The sequence below is a fragment of the Dongshaea marina genome, assembly GCF_003072645.1.
Taxonomy (GTDB): domain Bacteria; phylum Pseudomonadota; class Gammaproteobacteria; order Enterobacterales; family Aeromonadaceae; genus Dongshaea; species Dongshaea marina.
Genome location: NZ_CP028897.1, coordinates 363,404 through 382,798, shown reverse-complemented (window position 1 = coordinate 382,798; position 19,395 = coordinate 363,404). Strand labels below are relative to the sequence as shown.

Genomic DNA, 19,395 nt, shown 5'->3' with positions numbered 1-19,395 from the left:
GGTCACTATGGCGCTGTTAACCGCATCAGGTCTGCAAAAGAGTTACAAGGGTCGGATGGTTGTTCAGGATGTGAGCCTTTCGGTTGCAACCGGGCAAATTGTCGGCCTGCTGGGTCCTAACGGAGCCGGGAAGACCACCTCGTTTTACATGATCGTCGGCCTGGTACAGCGGGATAACGGCAGCATCTGCATCGACGAACTGGATGTCTCGACCGAGCCAATGCATATCCGTGCCCGCCAGGGGATCGGCTACCTACCTCAGGAAGCCTCAATCTTTCGCCGCCTGAGTGTTGAACAAAATCTGATGGCTGTTTTAGAGACTCGTCGGGATCTCGATCATGGAACGAGACAGCAAAAGATGGAACAGCTACTTGAAGAGTTCAATATTACCCATATTCGCGGTAGTCTAGGAATGAGCCTCTCCGGAGGTGAGCGCCGCCGGGTTGAGATCGCAAGAGCCCTGGCTGCAGAGCCAAAATTTATCTTGCTCGATGAGCCCTTTGCCGGGGTAGATCCGATATCTGTGTTGGATATCAAAAAAATAATTGAGCATTTACGGGACCGGGGGCTTGGGATCCTCATTACTGACCACAATGTAAGAGAGACACTGGATGTTTGTGAAAAGGCTTACATTGTCAGCCATGGTAAGCTGATAGCGGAGGGTACACCTCAGGAAGTGCTGGCAAACCAACAGGTCAAGCAGGTCTACCTGGGAGATCAATTCAGTCTATAGTAAAAGCAAGGGCGCAGACCCGGGCTGAAAGCGGATCAGAAAGCCATAACAATAAGGAAGCACAGTCCTAAATGAAGCCATCACTGCAGTTAAGAATTGGTCAGCAGCTGACCATGACTCCACAACTTCAACAAGCGATCCGGCTGTTACAGCTCTCAACACTCGATCTGCAGCAAGAGATCCAGGAAGCGCTCGATAGCAACCCCCTGCTGGAAAACGAAGAGAGCCAGGAGCAGGATGCAGATCAAGCCCGTGAAGAGTCCCTTTCTGCAGACACCGAGACTGAGCACCAAAGCGAGCTGGAGATCAAAGAAGCATTGGATCAGGAGCAGCTCTCTGACGACTTGCCTGTAGATACCACCTGGGAAGAAGCCTACAGCGCCGGAGCAAACACCCCGGCCGTCTCGATTCGCGATGATGAACGAGACTCCATGTTCCAGGGGGAAACCACCCAGAGCCTGCAGGAGCACCTGCTCTGGCAGGCCAGGATGACCCCTTTCACCGATGAGGAATCCGCCATTGCGCTGGCGATCATCGATGGCATCGATGAATCCGGCTACCTCAAGCAGGAGCTGGAGGATATCCAGGAAGCGGTCAGCAGTCCCAATGAGGAAGAGCCGATCTCCATCGAGGAGATCATAACGGTCCTCAAGCGAATTCAGCACTTCGATCCCGTCGGAGTCGCGGCTCGCTCGGTTCAGGAGTGCCTGCAGATCCAGCTCAACAACTATGACTCTTCGACCCCCTGGCTGGAGCAAGCCAAACAGGTGGTCGAGCAGCACATGGATCTGCTGGGCCAAAGAGATTTTCGCCAGCTACAGCGCAAGATGCGCCTTAAGGAAGAGGAGCTGCGCGATGTCCTGGATCTGATCCAGCATCTTGAGCCCCGCCCCGGTAACCGGATCGTCTCCAGTGCATCGGCCTATGTGATTCCGGATGTCTCTGTGATCAAGCGCGGTGAGCGCTGGGTGGTAGAGCTTAATCCCGACGCTGTACCCAAACTAAGGGTCAACGAGCAGTATGCGGCCATGGTGCGATCTGCCAGTTCCCAGGCCGATAGCAAGTTTATTCGCTCTCACCTTCAGGATGCCAAATGGCTGATCAAAAGCCTGGAGAGCCGCAACGAAACCCTGCTCAAGGTCGCCCGCTGTATTGTGAACTATCAGCAGCAATTCTTTGAGCATGGGGAAGAGGCGATGAAACCCATGGTACTCAATGATGTGGCTGAGGCTGTCGAGATGCATGAGTCCACCATCTCCAGAGTGACCACCCAAAAATTTATGCATACCCCACGGGGTGTGTTTGAGCTTAAGTATTTTTTCTCCAGTCACGTCAGTACCGAGAGTGGCGGAGAATGTTCATCAACCGCAATTCGTGCATTGATCAAAAAACTGGTCGCTGCAGAAAATCCAGCCAAGCCGCTGAGTGATAGCAAAATTGCCAAGCTGCTGGCTGAACAAGAGATCAAGGTGGCAAGACGCACGATTGCCAAATATCGGGAATCTCTGGCGATACCACCTTCTAACCAACGAAAACGCCTGGTGTAAGCATCAGAAACAAAAGGAAGACGTTTATGCAGATTAATCTGACTGGTCACCACGTAGAAGTTACCCCTGCACTCAGGGACTATGTTGAAAACAAATTCACCAAGCTGGAGCGCCGCTTCGACCACATCAATCAGGTACATGTGGTTCTCAACGTAGAAAAACTCGATCAGATCGCTGAAGCCAATCTTCATGTTAATGGCGGCGAGATCTTTGCCAATGCCTGTCACCAGGACATGTATGCCGCTATTGATGGCCTGATCGATAAGCTGGATCGGCAGATCATCAAACACAAAGAGAAGATGTCTCACAAATAACATCATGAATCTTATTGAGCTACTCACACGGGACTGCACGCAAAGTGCTGTCCCGTGCCGCAGTAAAAAGCACGCTTTTGAAATCATCAGTGAGCTGGCGGCCGAGAATCTGGATCGTCCCGCTCTACCGATACTCGAAGCCCTGCTAAACCGGGAGAATATTGGTAGCACGGCGATTGGTCAGGGGATCGCCATTCCTCATGGCCGACTCGCCGATCTGGAGCAAGCGACCGCGGTGCTGATCACCTTGCAGGAGCCTCTGGATTTTGATGCTCTGGATGGTCAGCCTGTCGACCTGCTATTTGCCCTGCTGGTTCCTGAAGATCAATGTCAACTACACCTGAAAACCCTGTCACTCATCGCCAAGACTCTTAATCAAAGATCCTTTAGCCAGAAACTCAGAAACGCCAAAGATAGCGAGGAGCTTTATGAGCTCATCACTTCAGCGTGAGGCCATTATGAAACTAGTCACCGTCAGCGGTCGCTCCGGATCAGGAAAAACCGTTGCCCTGAGAGTTTTAGAAGATCTTGGGTACTACTGCGTCGATAACCTTCCCGTAGTCCTGCTGCCCGAGCTCCTCAATACCCTGCGGGGGAAATACCAACAGGTTGCCGTCAGTGTCGATGTCCGCAACATGCCAGCAGAGCCCGAGCAGCTGCTCACCGATCTGCAGACCATCCGCAGTGAACCTGGTATTGATGTGACCGGACTCTATCTGGATGCCACCGATGACAAGCTGGTCCAGCGCTTTAGTGAGACCCGCCGCTTACATCCCCTCTCAAGGGGTGATATGTCACTGGATGAGGCGATCATCGAAGAGAGCCGACTGCTGGCCCCTCTGGCCTCCAGTGCCGATCTTAGAATCGATACCAGTGCCCTGAGTATTCACCAGCTCAGTGAGCTGATCTGTGAGCGGATCCTCGGCAAGAAAGAGAAAGAGTTGATCCTGGTATTTGAGTCCTTTGGCTTTAAACACGGCATCCCCAATGATGCCGACTATGTGTTTGATGCCCGTTTTCTACCCAATCCCTACTGGATACCCGAGCTCAAACCCTACAGTGGTCAGGATGAGCCGGTGAAGCAGTACCTTGCCAGCCAGCCCGATGTGATGAAGTATATGCTGCAAATCCAAAATTTTTTGTGCAGCTGGCTGCCGCAGCTTGAGCGCAATAACCGCAGCTATGTCACAGTGGCGATCGGCTGTACCGGTGGGCGCCACCGCTCGGTATTCATCGCCGAATACCTGATGAATCGCTTTAAGCAGATGGGGAAAAATGTCCGGCTGCGCCATCGCACCATCGACAAGGTCAATGAAAAAGGTAAGCACTAGGGCCATCATCCGAAATCGCCTGGGTCTTCACGCCCGGGCCGCTATAAAACTGGTTGAATTGTGCGATCAGTTTGATGCAAAGATCACCCTGAGTAACGATCAGCAGTGTGTCGAGGCCAATACTGTGATGGGACTATTGATGCTGGAGCTCGCCCAGGGCCAGACACTGAAGATTACAGTGAAAGGCCCGGATGCAGACCAGGCCCTTGAGGCAATAAAAGCCCTGGTTGAAAGTGGCTTCGAAGAGCCGGAGTAATCTCAGCTGATCGGCTTGTTCCGATAGTCTGTGAGCCCCTTGCGCCACGCAGCAAGTCCGATCCTCTTCCATGAGGCTCCTTTGCAGCTCAACGATACCCATCCATGGGCATCCTCCCAGTTCGGCATCCTGCCTCTCGTTCCATTGCTAAGAGGCAATTCCACCCTGCTTCGCGCGCGTTGCTTTGGGAGCTACTTCCCTTTGTATGCTCGAAGCCAGCGGCTACCATCCTGGTAGCCTCTTCCAGTTCGCAGTCCATTGCTCTCGCTACGTTGCTAAGCAACTACGCCCATGCTAGCAACGAGCTAAATGACCCATAGATTATCCCGATTGGAGTGAGAGGAACTCTGATCACCTAATCATCGGGATTGGTATTACCCCCGATAAACCTCTGAGCGCGCTCAGCGGATAATCTCCCTCTCTGACTATGCCCTGATTTCCTGCATAAAAAAGATTGAGAAGGTTCTGGATGACACCTACCCTTGTTGTAGGTCCAGAGTATAAGGAGATAAACAGATGACCCCGATCCCCCTGAAGCAGAAGCTAACCCGGAAACCTCTCAACAAAGCAACTGTACGGCCACCAGCAGCTCATTCTCCATAGAAGATATCATGGGGGAGGCCTGGAGGATGACCAAGGGATTTAAAGGCGTTTACTGGCTGGCTATCATTGTCTATACCCTGATCTTTACGGCTCTTTCCTTTGTAGCCAGCTTCCTGAGTGAGTTTCTGAACATCAGCTCCATGCCATCTTTGATGTTGGAGCAGGTAATTTTTATGCTTGTTATCACCCCAATGCAAGTTGGGCTGATGTTTATCGGAATCCATCGTGCCCGGGAAGAAAAAGCATCCGTCAGAACCCTGTTTGCTTATTTTAATAAGATCCTGCCACTGTTTGGCATGCTGATCCTGATGTATATCCTGCTGGCGCTTGGCTTTGTGGTGTTAATCCTTCCCTTTATCTATCTGTTTGTCGCCTATATGTTTGCCATGTATGTGATGATCGATAAAAGAGTCGGGATTTGGCAGGCGATGGAGCTTTCGCGAAAAACCATTACCAGGCGCTGGTTTACCGTCTTCGCTACGATGCATATTTTGATGTTTATCAATATCATAGCGACGATATTCCTACTGATTGGCCTGATCTGGTCTGTCCCTTTCTCCGCCCTGGTGATGGGGGTGCTGTATCGTAATCTCTTCGGGTTAGCCGCAAAGCCTGCACAGCCCATGACAAGCTCGGGGCCACAAGACGATCTGGAGGCTTAAGGGATCAAAAAAGGGGATGACTACATCCCCTTTCTCTATTCTTTGAGATCCGCCTTAATGTCCGGCGATCTTCATCTTTTCCAGCAGAATAGAGCCGGTTTTCAGAGTCGCTCGCTCATCCTGATCCGTGCCTATGGCGCGGATATCCTGGAACATCTCTTTGAGATTTCCGGCAATGGTGATCTCCTGCACCGGGAAGGCGATTTCACCATTTTCCACCCAGAAACCGGCCGCACCACGGGAGTAGTCACCGGTCACACCGTTCACCCCCTGCCCCATCAGCTCGGTCACCAGCAGACCGGTTCCAAGCTCTCTAAGCATTGCGGTGAAATCCTGACCCGTCGAGCTGACCTGCCAGTTATAGATACCACCGGCATGACCCGTGGTCTGCATCCCTAGGCGCCGCGCCGAGTAGCTGGTCAGGAGGTAGCTCTCAAGGCAGCCCCCCTTAATAATCTGCCGCTTCTCGGTGAGAACCCCTTCACTATCAAAAGGTGTACTGGCCAGGGCTCCCTTGATATGGGGATCTTCGGTGATATTGAGCCAGTCGGGAAAGATCTGTTTACCCAGACTATCGAGCAAAAAAGAAGATTTGCGATACAGGCTGCTGCCACTGATGGCTCCCACCAGATGACCAAACAGGCCGGATGCCACATCGGCACGAAACAGAACAGGTACGCTCTGAGTCTCTATCTTGCGGGCCCCAAGGCGTGATGCGGTACGCTCGACAGCCTCATCGGCGATCCGCTGCGGTGTCCACAACTTATTGAGATCGCGAGCCACCGAATAACTGTAGTCGCGCTGCATCTGCCCCCCGGACTCACCGATCAGCACACAGCTCAGAGAGTGGCGGCTCCCCACATAACTATCGATAAAGCCGTGGCTGTTTCCATAGACCTTGATCCCGGTATGACTGTTAAATGAAGCTCCATCACTCTTGGCTACCCTTGGATCCTGACTCAGGGCCAGCCGCTCACACTCAGCAGCCAGCTCGATTCCCTGCTCGGGCTCCAAAGATGCACTGTGATAAAGATCCAGCTCCGGGGCCTCCCAGGCCATCCGCTCACGCTCGGCAATGCCTGCACAAGGGTCAACCGAAGTATGCCGGGAAAACTCAACTGCGGCTTCAACCGCGCTGCGGATCGCCTCGGGACGCAGATCTGAAGTGGAAGCGGAGCCTTTACTTTGGCCACTATAAACCGCAATTCCTAAAGCGCCATCCCGATTGAACTCAATGTTCTCTACCTCTGACTGGCGGGTTGAAACTGAGATCCCCACCTGTTTGGTTATCGCAACCTCTGCGGCATCCGCCCCCAGCTTGTCTGCAACCTTAAGGGCTTCGCTTACCGCCTCCTTGAGCTCCAGTCGCTCAAGGCTTATCTGCTCATTTATGTCCATAGCTCAACCTGACCAATAAAAATCCTATTTAGGATACCATACACAATCGCCAGAACCTGTTACCATATACAGGGACTATTGAGATGAAGAGCAGGTTATGAATCCACATTCAGACAACAACTTTGATGGCCCTCAGGAAGAAGAGGAATGGGTCAGTAAAAGTCAACGTAAGCGGGAGATGCATGCGTTGCAGGAGCTGGGTGAAAAGCTCACCAAGCTCAATCCACAACAACTCGCGACAGTCCCCCTGGATGAAGAGGTATTGGATGCGATCGAACTGGCCCACAAGCTTGCCAATAAGCGTGAAGCCTTTCGCCGCCACCTTCAATACCTTGGGAAACTGATGCGCTCGCGTGACATTGAGCCCATCCAGCAAGCCATCGATGCAATTGAGGGTCAGCATAACGAGTCCCAGGGCAAGCTACATAAACTGGAAAAGATGCGTGAGGACCTGATTAGCGGCGGCAATGATGCGCTCAATCAGCTCATCGGTGAGTACCATCACCTGGATCGCCAGAAGCTACGTCAGCTGATCCGTCAGGCACAAAAAGAGCGCAGCAATAACACGCCTCCCATCGCCTTTCGTAAACTGTTCCAATATCTCAAGTCTGAGCTGGACCAGGAGCAAGAACAGGAATTTTAAAAAAACGCCTCATGTTGAGGCGTTTTTTGTGTGATAAAGAGAGTCTGATTTACCCCCACATCACAACACCATCGATTCGGTTAATCACAGTTCCAAAGGTGTTGATATTGCTGATCACCGTATTGATCTTCGTCTGGGTATTATTCAATACAGTCGCATTGTTGTTGAGCAATTGCTTATGCGTATTAAGAGATTGCTGACAATCGGATATGGAGCTGTCATTTTTGCTTAACCGAGTCTGGCAAGAGCGAATCCTTACATTATTTTTTTTGATATCTTTCTCAACCGTCGCCAGCTCACCCTGCAAAATGGAGATCTGGCTGGAAAGAGCATTGGTTCGATTCATGATTGCCTGATGAAGGTTTTCATAGACATCGGTTCCTTGCAGCCTGGTATTTAACTCTCTCACAGCTAAGGCCTCTGTCTTCGCCTCACAGGAGCTTCGCGTCACCCTAAACTCTTTGACAGGATCAGATGCAAAGCCAAATCGCCACCCCAGATCAAAATTAACAATCGGAGTCCCAAGGTTAAAGTTGGTCTGAGGACCAAGATTGGTATTGATCTGTGCACCGACACAGGAGTAGGACTTAAACCCAAGATTAAAACCAATGTCCCCTCCCATGACCATGGTCCAGCGATTTTGTACCTTCATCTGAAAATGGCCAAAATCTTCTACGGCCTGATCTGAGAGAATCGATTGTCCCTGGTTAGCAAAGTCATTCTGCTTACCCTTGACCCTTATCTTGATCTCAGAGCCAATGGCAGCCCCTTCGCCAGAACGATAAACGGCCCTGACTGAAATCTTATGCTCACCAGCGGTCGCGCCACTATTCCAGACGAAGCTGGCCCTCGGAGGTGTTGCAGAGCCAATATAACTACCATCAATATAGAACTCGACCTTAGAGATACTCTCGGCTGATGGGGTGAGCTCGGTCTGGATCTCAACATTCTGGTTAAGATCCACGCTGCCATTATTTGCAGGCTTGTCGATTCTAAGTTGAATTGTACTTTGTCCCATATCCATAGACCTCCGGGTAAAGTGCTCCTCGGTGCTTTCCATCCTATAAAACCCCCAATGCTCATTCATGTTTCAAATAGTGCTATTAATTTGAAACATAAATAAAGTCTCGGCTCCTTTTTAGCTAAAGTTTAATCCAGGCTTAATTCTTAATTAAAAAAAAGACGCCCCCGACATTAGTTGACACACCCGGGGGGTTAAATAGTATTACCACTTAACTGATACTGGATTCCTGACAATGGAGTTTTTGAGTTAAGCGGCTCCATCCCCCGGGGCATTGCTTGATCGTGCGTGAAGCCAGCCCCCACACCGATAAGCTCCATACCACAAATAGCAACACACACAGTCCCTTCAAGTTAAACATCCCTGCCATCTCCAGGTAATCACTCAACTAATTAATGAAAGCATCGACTGAGACCAATTCTAGCGAGTTAAAATTGACATAAACTTAATAGGTAAAGATTTAAATGACTCCATAAGCTTTACTCCCTGCTTAGGATATTTCATTTGGGATTAAAACAGCGAATGCTCACAGCACAAAGCGAGTAATGTTTTTATTTTGACAGGAAAAATAAATATTACTTAGACTCTGTTGAGTTTTGAATAAGCAGGCTCTCCGGGTCAGGGATGAAATGGCTAACAATGCCATTGAACGAAAGGATCGTGTTTTACATCTGTTGCTGATGTCTGATTTCACGCCTCACCAACACGGTGTGTATCCGTCAATGGGACCTCTGCTGTCGCATCCCTGCGCCAGAAGGTTGGTGACCTTGAAGTCAGTACACCTTTGTATGAGCAACGAACCTGAGACATAACCGAACGGGAGGTATGGCAACCAAGCTGACAAGGGCTATCTGGGATTATCGCCTTCGCGTTAGAACCTCCATGGAGGGATTTATGGAATGCCTGCGGGCACACACAATACATGTAGCAGTAGCGGGATCAACGAGTTAGAGCATTTTTGGTTTAATCAGGGGCGCTATTCGCCCCTTAAAATTCAAGTGCAGCTTTAACCTTTGTTAAGCTGACCTTCTGCAGCAAGGGCGGAGTTGTATCGCAACACAGCGAGAAGCTGGGACGCTGAGCTGGAAAAGATTATCAGGGAAGATAATCGATGCAGCAGAGCAACATGGATGTGACTTGCGTGTCAGAGCTTAAAGTCGAAGCGGCCCTTATAAGAGGGCACCTACTTATCCGGAAAATTCTCTAGCAATAGCATTTTCCTGCAAATACTGCTGCATCCCCTGAGCCAGATTAACCGACCAGAATTGACCCGCCTGGGTCAGTTGAACCTTCTCTGGTTTGAATGTCGCCAGCCCATGCTGTTGCCAGGCCTTAAACAGGGGCTGGCAGTGCTCAAACAGCCCGGGATGAGCGAGGGCTCCGACAGGCTCAAGCGCTCCACGATCACACCCCCCGACGATTGCACTAATCAGGGGTTGTTGAGGCGGTTGTTCTATTAGCTGGGCAACCGGCCATAGGTGACTTCCCATCATCTCCCCCCACCTGGATAGATCCCTTGGCTGCATATAGGAAAAACCTCCCAGGTTGCCTCCCGCCCCCGATCCTATCCCTAAAATCTCAGCACCACTTTTGGCCATGCTGTTATAGCGGCTCAGCTCCCTGTCTCCCCGGGCCCAGTGGCAGTAACTTAACTGGCGAAACCCCTTATCCCGGAAAAAATTTGAGCCCGACTGGTACATGATCGCCTTTTCAGGAGTCGCCAGTGGCTCCGGCAGTTTCCCCTGCTGAACAATCCTCTGCAGTGAGGTTCCACTAAAGCCAATCAGCTGGTAAAGGTCGACCCCATCCACTCCACTGTCTACTACATCCTTAAGATCCTGCTGCCAGTTCGATGCGTCCTGATAAGGCAGGCCAAACATCAGATCGATGGCGATTGTCGCCCGCTTGGAAGCAGTCAGATCTTTGAGGCGTGCCAGGGTTGGCTCACGATCTTCAAGGCGCTTTGCCGCCCTACGCACTTTGGTATCAAAGCTTTGGACACCAAAGGAGAATCGATTAAATCCCCCCTCAAGAGCCGCTGAAAACTTTTCATCGCCAAACTGACTCAACCTCCCCTCCAGGGTTATCTCGCAATCAGGAGTCAGGATAAAGGATTGATGGAGCGCCTGGCCAAGCCTGAAAAGCTGCTTTGGAGTCAGATCGGTTGGAGTGCCGCCCCCCACATAGACAGCCTCAAAGGGCGCACTTTGTGCCCAGACGGTTTCAGCCTTACGCTCAATCTCTTCAAGGAGCTTCTCAAAATAGGTCTCAACCATGCTCCGGGAAGATGCATTTTGGAAAAAACTACAGAAGCTACAGCGCGCCCGGCAAAAGGGAACATGCAGATAGATGGCGCGAGCTTTGTTGGATGCAGGGTTGCTCAGCAGTTGATCGAATCTGCTATCCAGCAGATCCGCAGCAAGGGGTGCTGCTCCATGGCGATGTCCCGCGTGGGGCGCGCTCTTAGCAGAGAATGCGTATTGGATCGGAGAGGGCGATGCCCTGCCCGTCATCCATTCGTTGAGAATAGGGGCGTGAGCCTTGGGTTGCATATGATGATTCCGGTGAGAACTAAAACGAAGTGATAGCTCCCCAAACCACTCAAGTGGCTCGGGGTGTATAGCAATAATCAGAGAGCCTGTCGTTGCCGAATCTTGTTAAAAGCCTCGAGCTGCCCTGAGTGGATCTCACCCCGCTCATCTCTGCCTAAAAAGACCTTGAAGATAGCTTTGCCATCACTATCTTCAAACACGAAAGCATAGCTGGATTTTCCCCGATGAGGGCGGTCCTGAAAGCCGATTCGGGCGATGGCCTCAAGCCTGATGTGTCCGCTGAGCCCGGGGATCCCCCCACTTAGGTTAAAGTAACCATGCCCTACACTCCCCTCCGGAAATATCCCCTTAAACTCAAATACACAGCCCTGTAAAATCACGATGGTCGTAGTGTTACCCCAGCTTGAAAGCAGCTCCATTAATCCCTGGGCCATAGCTCCTGACAGGCTTGGTTTTTGTGCAACCTCTTGCATTCAAATCTCCCCCTCAACTTTAGATACACTCTCTTGCCCGCAAATCTTCTGATAACCATCAACCACAGGCTCAAACTCAATATCTCCGGCGGAGTCTATGTTAAACACCTGCCTCGCTCCCCTGACATAGCGCCCCCTGATTGGCTCAAGACGATAGAGCTGATACTCATCAAGCAAGGCTAATTTTTCCAAAGTGGCCCCAAAACGCGAAACCAGAGCCTCAACGCCCTGAGACCAATCGGCGCTCCCTTTCTTGCAGCAAGATGCCTGCCCCTGGTAGCTGACCCGCTTGCGGATATAGATGGTCTCGGCTTGTTGCTCATCCTCAATGATCAGCATCCCAAGATTTTGATTGTGCTTTAAGTTCTGCCCATGCTGGGTAAAATCCCCCAGCAACACAAAAAATGCCCCGTTTATATAGGCAAACGGACTATAGCTGGCACAGGGCAATCCCCTGGCATCCAGGGTCGCCAGCTGCATCGACCGATGCCGTTCAATAAACTCGCTAATTTGTGGGTACAGCTTATCTTTCAGGCGCTGCTGCTTGTCTTGCATGTTTTTTCCTTTTAACTCATAGAATTAAGTGCCGAACATTGCCCAGCAAAGGCAATGCTCGGCTCGGTAAAAAACCGGTCAGGCCATCTCTTTGTGACCCTCTTTGAGATGCACCCAATCGATCTCTGCGCTGCCTGAAATCTCAAAAGCCTGCCCAAAACCCTTCACATAGCGTCCGCTTAATGGCTCCAGGCAATACAATTTGAAATCTGCCATCCTGGATAATCCCTCAATGATCTCGCCAAACCTCTGTTGCAGCGCCTCAAGGGCCTCAACCCAGATTTGCGAGTCCCTTTGAATTAAACTGGCACTCGCCTCATAGGTCAGGCGCCTGCGTGCATAGAGCTGCTTAGCACCGGACTCATCCTCAATCATCATCAAAGATAACTGTGGTGAGCTTTGCAGGTTACGTCCATGACGCGCGATATCACTAAGCAGCACATAGAATTTGCCGTCCAAACACACGAAGGGTGCATAGCTGATACTCGGCTTGCCATCCGGGGTCAGCGTCGCCAGCTGAAGCGTTTTGCGCTCCTCGATAAAGGACTCAATTTCTGGCCCAAGACGCTGTTGAAGTCTCTGCTGTTTTTCGGTCATATTTATCTCCACTTAAAACTGATAACGCACATTGAGCTTGATGTTTCGCCCCGGTGAATCCAGGTTGGCAAAGGCCTGGCGGTAATCACGGTTAGTCAGGTTGTCGACCCCGACATCGACCGTCACTCCGGAGAAGGTTCCCATGGCCGGTTGCCAACGCATATAAAGATTGGTGATCGTATAGCCACTGTAACCCTCGACAGAGCTGCTGCTCGGCACCCGGTCCTGACTCCCGGCATGGGTAAACTGTGCCCCTATATTCAGATCACGCTGCATGAAGCTATGGCCTATCTCCCAGACCCAGGTATCTGCGGGAATATCCGATAAGGCCTGCCCATTATCCCTATTGGTACCTCGGGTCTGCCCATAGCTCAGGGCCGTGGTGATCTCACGCCAGCGGTAATGCGCCGCCAGCTCATACCCCTGCAGGCGGGCATTCGTAGTATTCTGATAAGTTGTAGTCGTTGCTGTATATACAGTCTCAATAAAGTCCTTCACATCGTTCTGGAACAAGGAGCCTTTGAACTTGAGGCTGTCATCTCCCAGCAAATCCCGGAACTTCATATCCGCCGAAAGCTCCTTGTTCTGTGCCGTCTCCGGTTTGAGATCCGGGTTTGGAACAAAGGTATTACACATGCCTGGCCCCATGCAGTAATGGGTCCCTGTGGTATAAAGCTCCTCGGTGGTCGGGGCCCTGAAGGCCTCATCATAGCGGGCCGTCAGGCGCAGCCAGTCGGTGGTTTGCCAGCTAAGGCCAACCGAGGGTGACAGGTGATCATTGCTTCGCTTTGAGTTCGCCACATTGGATGCCTGAGTGGAGAAGCTGTCGTAGCGCACCCCGGGATTAAGAGACCAGGATTGCGCCAGGGGGATATTGGCCTGCAGATAGCTACCCCACACCTGGGTATCCCCATCGGCCGGAACCGGCCGGCTAGCCCCCTCTCGAGTTCCATCCGTCTTATCCTGATACCAGTCCATCCCGTAATGCCAGTCTGCCCCCAGATCTTAGAGTGATTCCCAAGGCTGGCCCCAGGGTTTTTATCCGGGTGGTATCCTGCTGGTTTTTAGTCACCCGGTTTTCATCCATCTTGGTGTGGTTGTAGTAGAGGGTAGCCCTGGCATCCAGCAGGGGTGAGCTTTCAGGGTTTATGCTGTAATCCAGTGTGGTATTAAAATCCTGGGTATCGCGATCTACCAGCGGGTTTTCCATGCTGACATCTTCTGCCGGGTTGCTCGGCACACCTCCACTTTGCTCTGACTGGCGAACGCTCCACGCCAGCCGCTGCCCCAGGCTAAAGTCACTGCCCAGCTTAAACAGGCCCCCTTGCGTCGCAGAGCTGAGTTATCCAGGCTCGAACCATCCCCGAGCTTGATATCCTGGCTATCCCTGCCATAACCGTTGAGCAAAAAGTCGACTCCAGAGTCACTCTTACCATACACAGAGGCAGAGCTTAGCCAGCTATCATCATTACTGTGCCAGCCACCACTGACAGATCCGCCGAGCTTCTGCCCATCCTTGAGCAGATCGCTGGCATCCTTGGTCTGCATGATGACAGCGCCCCCCAGGGCGCCACTGCCCCACAATGAGCTACTGGGCCCCTTGATGATCACCGCTGACTTGAGCAACTCGGGATCGATAAAGTAGCTGCCCCTGTGACCCGAGCTAAAGTCTTGCCTGGCACCATCGATGACCTGGAGGATCCTATCTCCGGTAAGCCCCCGGATCACCGGCGCCTGAGCACTGCTTCTGGGGCCCCCACTGGTGCTGATGTTGGGGGCTCCGCTAATCGCCTCGGCGACCGAGTCCGCCTGACTCTGCTCCAACTTCTGCTGATCAACAACCACGGTCGACTGGGTCGGCTGCGCATCACTGTGATTTTGCCGCACCGCACTGACGATGACTTCATTGAGCTTAGTTGCATCTGACTGAGCCTGATGCTTGCCGGTATTCGCGACAATTTCACTGGGTTGGGTTGTGTCGGATTGAGCCTGTGCCACCAGGGGCAAGCTGCTGGCAACGGCCAAGGCCAGCAAAGAAAGACGGGTGTTCATGGTTTGAGCTATTCCTGTGTCTGAGCCACTGACGAGTTATGTTTTCGTCAAACGCGGGCTATTAAAACCCGAACAGGAATTAAATTCAAATGATAATCATTATCATTTTCATTCGCATTGACAGGGCGGGAGTTTTTTGGATAATTCAGAACATAGATGAGTTTGGGTAATCAGGAAAACACCAGTCGTGGCAGCGAATCGTTACTTTGTATGCATCAGTGCCTCCTTGCTATTGCATGGACTCGCCCTGTCGGCTATTGCGGCAAGTCGCGATAGCATGAACCTGAGCAGCAGCGGGGCTGGTAATGATCCTAAAAGTGTCTCCGTGCAGCTAGTCACGGTTGTGGATCCGCCACCCAAGCCAGCCCCCAAGCTCATCCAGGAGGATAAGGGTACGCAACCTCCTAAGCTCCAGGCCCGGCATACAGAGGCCATTCACAAGAAGCCTCAACCCAGGCCAAAAGAGCGTCACCCAAAGAAGGTGGAGGCTGTCCAAAAAACCGCTTCTGCCCACCAGGCTGACTCAAAGAAAGCTAATCTGGTTACCTCACAACCGCGTCGAGTGAGGGAGTTTGAACTGCTCCACCGCCAGGCCCCGAACTACCCAAAGCTTGCCAAACAAAGAGATCAGCAGGGATTGGTGCTGCTAGAGGTTGAGCTTAATAAAAAGGGGCAACAGCTTGGGCAAAAATTACTCAAGTCTTCAGGCTATGCCCTCCTGGATCAATCAGCCCTGAGGGCGGTTCGTCACTGGAAATTTGCTCCCTTTAGTGGAAGTAATACCCCCCGACTTGTTGAGATCCCCGTCCGTTTTGTACTGGAGAGTTAAATGATTGATATTCATACACTAGAGCAACAGCTTGGCCTGATGTGTTGGCCCCTGGTGATCTGTTCGCTGCTAACCCTGGCTTTGCTGCTGGAGCGGTTCCTTTATGTTCTGTTCAGCGGAGCTATTTCTCGCAATCCCTTGTCCAGTCTCAAGCGCCCATCCGCTCAGTGGAGCCAGGATGAGCTCTGCAATACAGCAGAGCAATTAAGTGCTCAGCGCTCTTTACAAAAGCAGGGCATAGGACAGCTGATGAATAACCACCATCTGGACAAAACGTTACGAGAAGAGTGTGCCGCAATCTGGTTGCAAACCCGGCGCCGTAAACTCAATGCCGGTCTGCGCCTTCTCGCTTTGCTTGGCGTTGTCAGCCCACTTCTGGGACTGCTTGGTACCGTATTGGGACTCATTGAGATGTTCCAGGCGATCGCCCACACCCAGGATCCCGTCACCCCAAGCCTGCTTGCCGATGGCCTTGGAATCGCCATGCGTACCACGGCAGCAGGTCTGTTAATCGCAGTGCCGGCTATCGTTGGATCCCAGCTGATCGGCCTGTGGGCCGAGCGAATTGTCGCTGGTCTGGAGCATACCCTGAATCACTGTAACCTCTGGTTGGAAGGTGTCCCCCTGAACCAGGAGAGTCACGGATGATCCGCGCCAACACCTCCAAAAGCTCCGAACTTCCGGCCCCGGATCTGACTCCGCTTCTCGATATCATTTTTATCGTGATGGTTTTTTTGCTGCTAACCGCCAGTGTTCATCTCAACACCCTGAATCTGCAGCTGCCCCAAACCAAGCAGAAGATCCTCAAGCCAGCCTCGAGTCAATCCCTGGTGATCAATATCTCAGAGGGGAAAAAACCATGGGCACTGGATGGCATGAGCTATCAGCACTGGGACACCTTTAGTCAGCAGCTACTAAGCAAGGTCAAATCTCAGCCAAAACGGCCATTGGTTATTGGGGCAGATAAGCAAACCACCGTGGATAAGATGCTCAAACTACTGGCGTTTTTACAGGCCCATAATATTAAAACCTCACAACTACTGATGGATAAACAACACGCATGATACGCTCGACCCTAATCATCATCAGCCTACTGCTATCGTGCTCAGTGCTGGCCCAAAGCAGAATCGTCAGCATAGGGCCCACCACGACCGAGTTACTACAAGCCCTCGGCGAGACACCACAGCTCATCGCCGTGGATGATCAAAGCAAGCTTCCCGGACAAATGAAACTACCCAGAGTCGGTTACTTAAGGGCTTTGTCGGCTGAAGGGCTGCTGAGCCTCAACCCCACACGCTTAATAGGCACGGCTGAAATGGGGCCGGATCACACCCTCAAGTTGGTTCAGAGCTCAGGGGTAAAGGTGACGACTCTGGATGCAGCCCCGACCGTCCAGGCCCTTCAGAGCAATATTCGCCTGCTGGCAAAGGCACTGGATCGCCCACAGCAAGGGCAAGCCCTTAGCCAAAGAGTTGCAACCCTGGTCGAGCAACTTGAACACTCGCCCACAGCTCCCAGAAAGCGTACGTTGTTTTTGTTACTCCTCGGGGAATCAGGGCTGAAGGTCGCCGGAGATCATAGCAGTGCCAACACCCTGATCCAGCTGGCCGGAGGTGCCAACCCGGCCTCAGATCTCGATGGCTACAAGCCTGCCTCAATGGAGGCACTGGTTAAAATGAAGCCCGAGGTTTTACTGATCGGTAACCATAACTGGCAGCAGCTCGGAGGAACCCGGGGACTGGTGAATGCATTCCCTATGCTGGCAGCGACTCCGGCCTACACCAAACGGCAGATCTACCCGATCGATGACAACGCCCTGCTCGGTGGAGTCGGGCTCACCACCCTGGAGCAGGCAAAAGAGCTTAGAGAAAAACTCTACCCTGGGATGACGCAGCGTCATGGTTAAATCTCTGACCCCGGCGACCCTGATCCTGCTTGGAGCTCTGCTACTGTGCGCCGCAGCAGTACTCTCTCTGGCAACCGGCCCTATCAGCATTAGCCTGGGGGAAAGTCTCAAGAGCCTGTTGCCCGACCAGCAACAGGGAGCAAACTCTTTTGCATTGGTGATCCAGCAGATCCGCTTGCCCCGCACCCTGTTATGCATCTGTGTCGGAGGCATTCTGGCGCTATGCGGGACTGTGATGCAGGGCTTGTTTCGTAACCCTCTGGCCGATCCCGGGATCATCGGAGTTTCAGGAGGAGCTGCACTAGGAGCCGCAGTTGCCATAGTGCTACTCGCTCCTCTGCAGACTCAATATCCGGAGCTGATGCAACTGGTAAACCTGCCACTTGCTGCATTCATTGGAGGACTGATCACTACCTTGCTGGTGTATCGCCTGGGCCGCAGTCCCTGGGGAACCTCAATCATGCTGATGCTACTGGCAGGAATCGCCATCAGCGCCCTTTCCGGAGCCGGAATCGGTCTTCTAAGCTACCTGGCATCGGACAGTATGCTAAGAGATCTCAGCCTGTGGCAGATGGGAAGCCTGTCTCGCGCCAGCTGGCCTCAGCTTGGACTATGCGTCACAGCTTTTGGAGTATTGTGGTGGATGTTTCAACGCGATGCCAGGGCGCTCAACGCGCTACTGCTGGGAGATGCGGAAGCGGCTCACCTTGGGATCCGGGTCAATGCCCTGAAAAGACGTCTCATCTTTCTGAGTGCCATAGGGGTCGGGATCACCGTGAGCGTTGCCGGGATCATCGGCTTTATTGGTCTGGTGATCCCACACTTAGGCAGGATGCTATCCGGGCCGGATCATCGCAGCCTGCTCAGCATCAGCGCCCTGCTCGGTGCACTGTTGTTGCTACTCGCGGATATGTTGGCCCGGGTAATCGTTTCTCCGGCCGAACTCCCGGTCGGGATCATCACGGCCCTGCTGGGTGCCCCCTTCTTCTTGATGCTGCTATGTCAGCAGAGAGGTAAAACCCTATGATTCACGATGAGATCCTCTCCTGCAATGATCTAACACTGAAGGTCGGCCCCAGGCAGTTGGTGCGGGACTTATCTCTGACATTGTATAGCCAGCAGCTGACGGTACTGCTGGGGCCCAATGGCACGGGTAAAAGCTCACTACTCAACGCCTTGAGTGGAACCCATCAGACCTACCAGAATATCCGGTTATTTGGCAAACCCATGCCGGATTGGTGTCGAAGCCGACTTGCCAGGCGCCTTAGCGTCCTCCCCCAAAGCAGTCAGCTGACCTTTGGCTTCAGTGTTCGGCAGGTCGTTGAACTGGGAGGCCTTCCCCTGCAACTAACCTACAAAGAGTGTCGAAACCGGGCTCAACAGATGATGCAAAAAGTCGGTATCTTGCACCTTGCTGAGCGCAGTTACCCCACACTTTCCGGGGGAGAAAAACAGCGAACTCACCTGGCCCGGGTACTGCTGCAACTCAGTGATGATAGTCAGAGCCGCCTCCTGATGCTGGATGAGCCAACCTCTGCCCTGGATCTGGCCCACCAGCACCAGTGCCTTCAGCTGGCACGCAAACTTACCAGGGAAGGAGTTGGGGTTTTAATGGTTTTACATGATCTGAATCTGGCAGCCCAGTATGCAGACCGGATCCTGCTGCTGGATCAGGGACTGATCCAGGCCGATGGCTCCCCGGCCGAGGTGCTAACCGCCACTCAGCTAAGCCGGGTCTATGGCTGCCCGATTACGGTTGCTAATCATCCCACCCTGGGAGTGCCGCAGGTCTATGCGGCTTGATTTAGTTTTGCCCTGCGGGCGGCTGTTTGTGCCTGCGACACAGATGTCGGGGGCGCCCGACAACGCCCTACTTTTGTATCGTCAAAAGTAGGCAAAACCTCGCTACGCACTGCGGGTCCC

General features: G+C 52.4%; 23 protein-coding genes. 14 read left to right on the top strand and 9 right to left on the bottom strand.

The window, feature by feature from the left end:
- The first annotated feature begins 7 nt into the window (after window positions 1-7).
- The 7 genes from lptB (at window position 8) to DB847_RS01950 (ending at window position 5,446) form a co-directional block, all read left to right on the top strand.
- On the top strand, window positions 8-733 hold the full coding sequence (gene lptB, locus DB847_RS01980; protein ID WP_108649209.1) for an LPS export ABC transporter ATP-binding protein: 726 nt from the start codon (window positions 8-10) through the stop codon (window positions 731-733).
- A 71-nt stretch (window positions 734-804) separates the two neighbouring features.
- Window positions 805-2,280, top strand: a complete 1,476-nt coding sequence (locus tag DB847_RS01975; protein ID WP_108649208.1) for an RNA polymerase factor sigma-54 — start codon at window positions 805-807, stop codon at window positions 2,278-2,280.
- A 26-nt stretch (window positions 2,281-2,306) separates the two neighbouring features.
- Window positions 2,307-2,594 (top strand): ribosome hibernation promoting factor, encoded by a 288-nt coding sequence (gene hpf, locus DB847_RS01970; protein ID WP_108649207.1) that lies wholly within the window; start codon window positions 2,307-2,309, stop codon window positions 2,592-2,594.
- 4 nt (window positions 2,595-2,598) lie between these two features.
- Complete coding sequence (gene ptsN, locus DB847_RS01965) at window positions 2,599-3,045, top strand: PTS IIA-like nitrogen regulatory protein PtsN (protein ID WP_108649206.1); 447 nt, start codon at window positions 2,599-2,601, stop codon at window positions 3,043-3,045.
- 7 nt (window positions 3,046-3,052) lie between these two features.
- The gene (gene rapZ / locus DB847_RS01960) at window positions 3,053-3,925 is read left to right on the top strand and encodes an RNase adapter RapZ (protein WP_108652882.1); all 873 of its coding nucleotides are present in this window, start codon (window positions 3,053-3,055) and stop codon (window positions 3,923-3,925) included.
- Window positions 3,906-4,181 (top strand): HPr family phosphocarrier protein, encoded by a 276-nt coding sequence (locus tag DB847_RS01955; protein ID WP_108649205.1) that lies wholly within the window; start codon window positions 3,906-3,908, stop codon window positions 4,179-4,181. Before rapZ ends, DB847_RS01955 begins: the two co-directional genes overlap by 20 nt.
- A gap of 629 nt (window positions 4,182-4,810) precedes the next feature.
- Window positions 4,811-5,446 carry a hypothetical protein gene (locus DB847_RS01950; protein WP_159084337.1) on the top strand — a complete coding sequence of 212 codons (636 nt, stop codon included), beginning with the start codon at window positions 4,811-4,813 and terminating at the stop codon, window positions 5,444-5,446.
- Between the two features lie 54 nt (window positions 5,447-5,500).
- On the opposite strand, the gene pmbA is transcribed toward DB847_RS01950, so the two are convergent.
- On the bottom strand, window positions 5,501-6,844 hold the full coding sequence (pmbA, locus tag DB847_RS01945) for a metalloprotease PmbA (protein WP_108649203.1): 1,344 nt from the start codon (window positions 6,842-6,844) through the stop codon (window positions 5,501-5,503).
- Window positions 6,845-6,941: 97 nt separating this feature from the next.
- Between pmbA and yjgA the strand changes: the two genes are divergently transcribed.
- On the top strand, window positions 6,942-7,487 hold the full coding sequence (gene yjgA, locus DB847_RS01940; protein WP_108649202.1) for a ribosome biogenesis factor YjgA: 546 nt from the start codon (window positions 6,942-6,944) through the stop codon (window positions 7,485-7,487).
- Between the two features lie 49 nt (window positions 7,488-7,536).
- On the opposite strand, the gene DB847_RS01935 is transcribed toward yjgA, so the two are convergent.
- From DB847_RS01935 to DB847_RS01900, 8 genes are all read right to left on the bottom strand, one after another.
- A complete protein-coding gene (locus DB847_RS01935; protein WP_108649201.1) occupies window positions 7,537-8,547 on the bottom strand; it encodes an Ig-like domain-containing protein in 1,011 nt (336 codons plus the stop codon).
- A gap of 1,148 nt (window positions 8,548-9,695) precedes the next feature.
- Window positions 9,696-11,060: a heme anaerobic degradation radical SAM methyltransferase ChuW/HutW gene (gene hutW, locus DB847_RS01930; protein ID WP_108649200.1), complete on the bottom strand. Its 1,365-nt coding sequence runs from the start codon at window positions 11,058-11,060 to the stop codon at window positions 9,696-9,698.
- Window positions 11,061-11,137: 77 nt separating this feature from the next.
- The gene (hutX, locus tag DB847_RS01925) at window positions 11,138-11,533 is read right to left on the bottom strand and encodes a heme utilization cystosolic carrier protein HutX (RefSeq protein ID WP_199911683.1); all 396 of its coding nucleotides are present in this window, start codon (window positions 11,531-11,533) and stop codon (window positions 11,138-11,140) included.
- Window positions 11,534-12,088 carry a pyridoxamine 5'-phosphate oxidase family protein gene (locus tag DB847_RS01920; protein ID WP_108649199.1) on the bottom strand — a complete coding sequence of 185 codons (555 nt, stop codon included), beginning with the start codon at window positions 12,086-12,088 and terminating at the stop codon, window positions 11,534-11,536. It abuts the gene before it with no gap.
- Between the two features lie 78 nt (window positions 12,089-12,166).
- Complete coding sequence (gene hutZ, locus DB847_RS01915; RefSeq protein ID WP_108649198.1) at window positions 12,167-12,685, bottom strand: heme utilization protein HutZ; 519 nt, start codon at window positions 12,683-12,685, stop codon at window positions 12,167-12,169.
- A gap of 12 nt (window positions 12,686-12,697) precedes the next feature.
- Complete coding sequence (locus DB847_RS01910; protein WP_108649197.1) at window positions 12,698-13,663, bottom strand: TonB-dependent receptor domain-containing protein; 966 nt, start codon at window positions 13,661-13,663, stop codon at window positions 12,698-12,700.
- Window positions 13,644-13,895, bottom strand: a complete 252-nt coding sequence (locus DB847_RS01905; RefSeq protein ID WP_108649196.1) for a hypothetical protein — start codon at window positions 13,893-13,895, stop codon at window positions 13,644-13,646. The genes DB847_RS01910 and DB847_RS01905 overlap by 20 nt, the downstream gene beginning before the upstream one ends.
- On the bottom strand, window positions 13,877-14,737 hold the full coding sequence (locus DB847_RS01900; RefSeq protein ID WP_108649195.1) for a TonB-dependent receptor plug domain-containing protein: 861 nt from the start codon (window positions 14,735-14,737) through the stop codon (window positions 13,877-13,879). Before DB847_RS01900 ends, DB847_RS01905 begins: the two co-directional genes overlap by 19 nt.
- Before the next feature lie 187 nt (window positions 14,738-14,924).
- Here DB847_RS01900 and DB847_RS01895 point away from each other — a divergent pair, with 187 nt between their 5' ends.
- From DB847_RS01895 to DB847_RS01870, 6 genes are read left to right on the top strand one after another with little or no spacing between them, the layout of a single operon-like run.
- A complete protein-coding gene (locus DB847_RS01895) occupies window positions 14,925-15,566 on the top strand; it encodes an energy transducer TonB (protein WP_108649194.1) in 642 nt (213 codons plus the stop codon).
- Window positions 15,567-16,214 carry a MotA/TolQ/ExbB proton channel family protein gene (locus tag DB847_RS01890; protein ID WP_108649193.1) on the top strand — a complete coding sequence of 216 codons (648 nt, stop codon included), beginning with the start codon at window positions 15,567-15,569 and terminating at the stop codon, window positions 16,212-16,214.
- Entirely contained in the window at window positions 16,211-16,630 is a 420-nt protein-coding gene (locus DB847_RS01885) for an ExbD/TolR family protein (protein WP_108649192.1), read from the top strand. Before DB847_RS01890 ends, DB847_RS01885 begins: the two co-directional genes overlap by 4 nt.
- On the top strand, window positions 16,627-17,472 hold the full coding sequence (locus DB847_RS01880) for a heme/hemin ABC transporter substrate-binding protein (protein WP_108649191.1): 846 nt from the start codon (window positions 16,627-16,629) through the stop codon (window positions 17,470-17,472). Before DB847_RS01885 ends, DB847_RS01880 begins: the two co-directional genes overlap by 4 nt.
- A complete protein-coding gene (locus DB847_RS01875; protein ID WP_108649190.1) occupies window positions 17,465-18,499 on the top strand; it encodes a FecCD family ABC transporter permease in 1,035 nt (344 codons plus the stop codon). The genes DB847_RS01880 and DB847_RS01875 overlap by 8 nt, the downstream gene beginning before the upstream one ends.
- Entirely contained in the window at window positions 18,496-19,275 is a 780-nt protein-coding gene (locus tag DB847_RS01870) for a heme ABC transporter ATP-binding protein (RefSeq protein ID WP_108649189.1), read from the top strand. The genes DB847_RS01875 and DB847_RS01870 overlap by 4 nt, the downstream gene beginning before the upstream one ends.
- The last annotated feature ends 120 nt before the right edge of the window (window positions 19,276-19,395 follow it).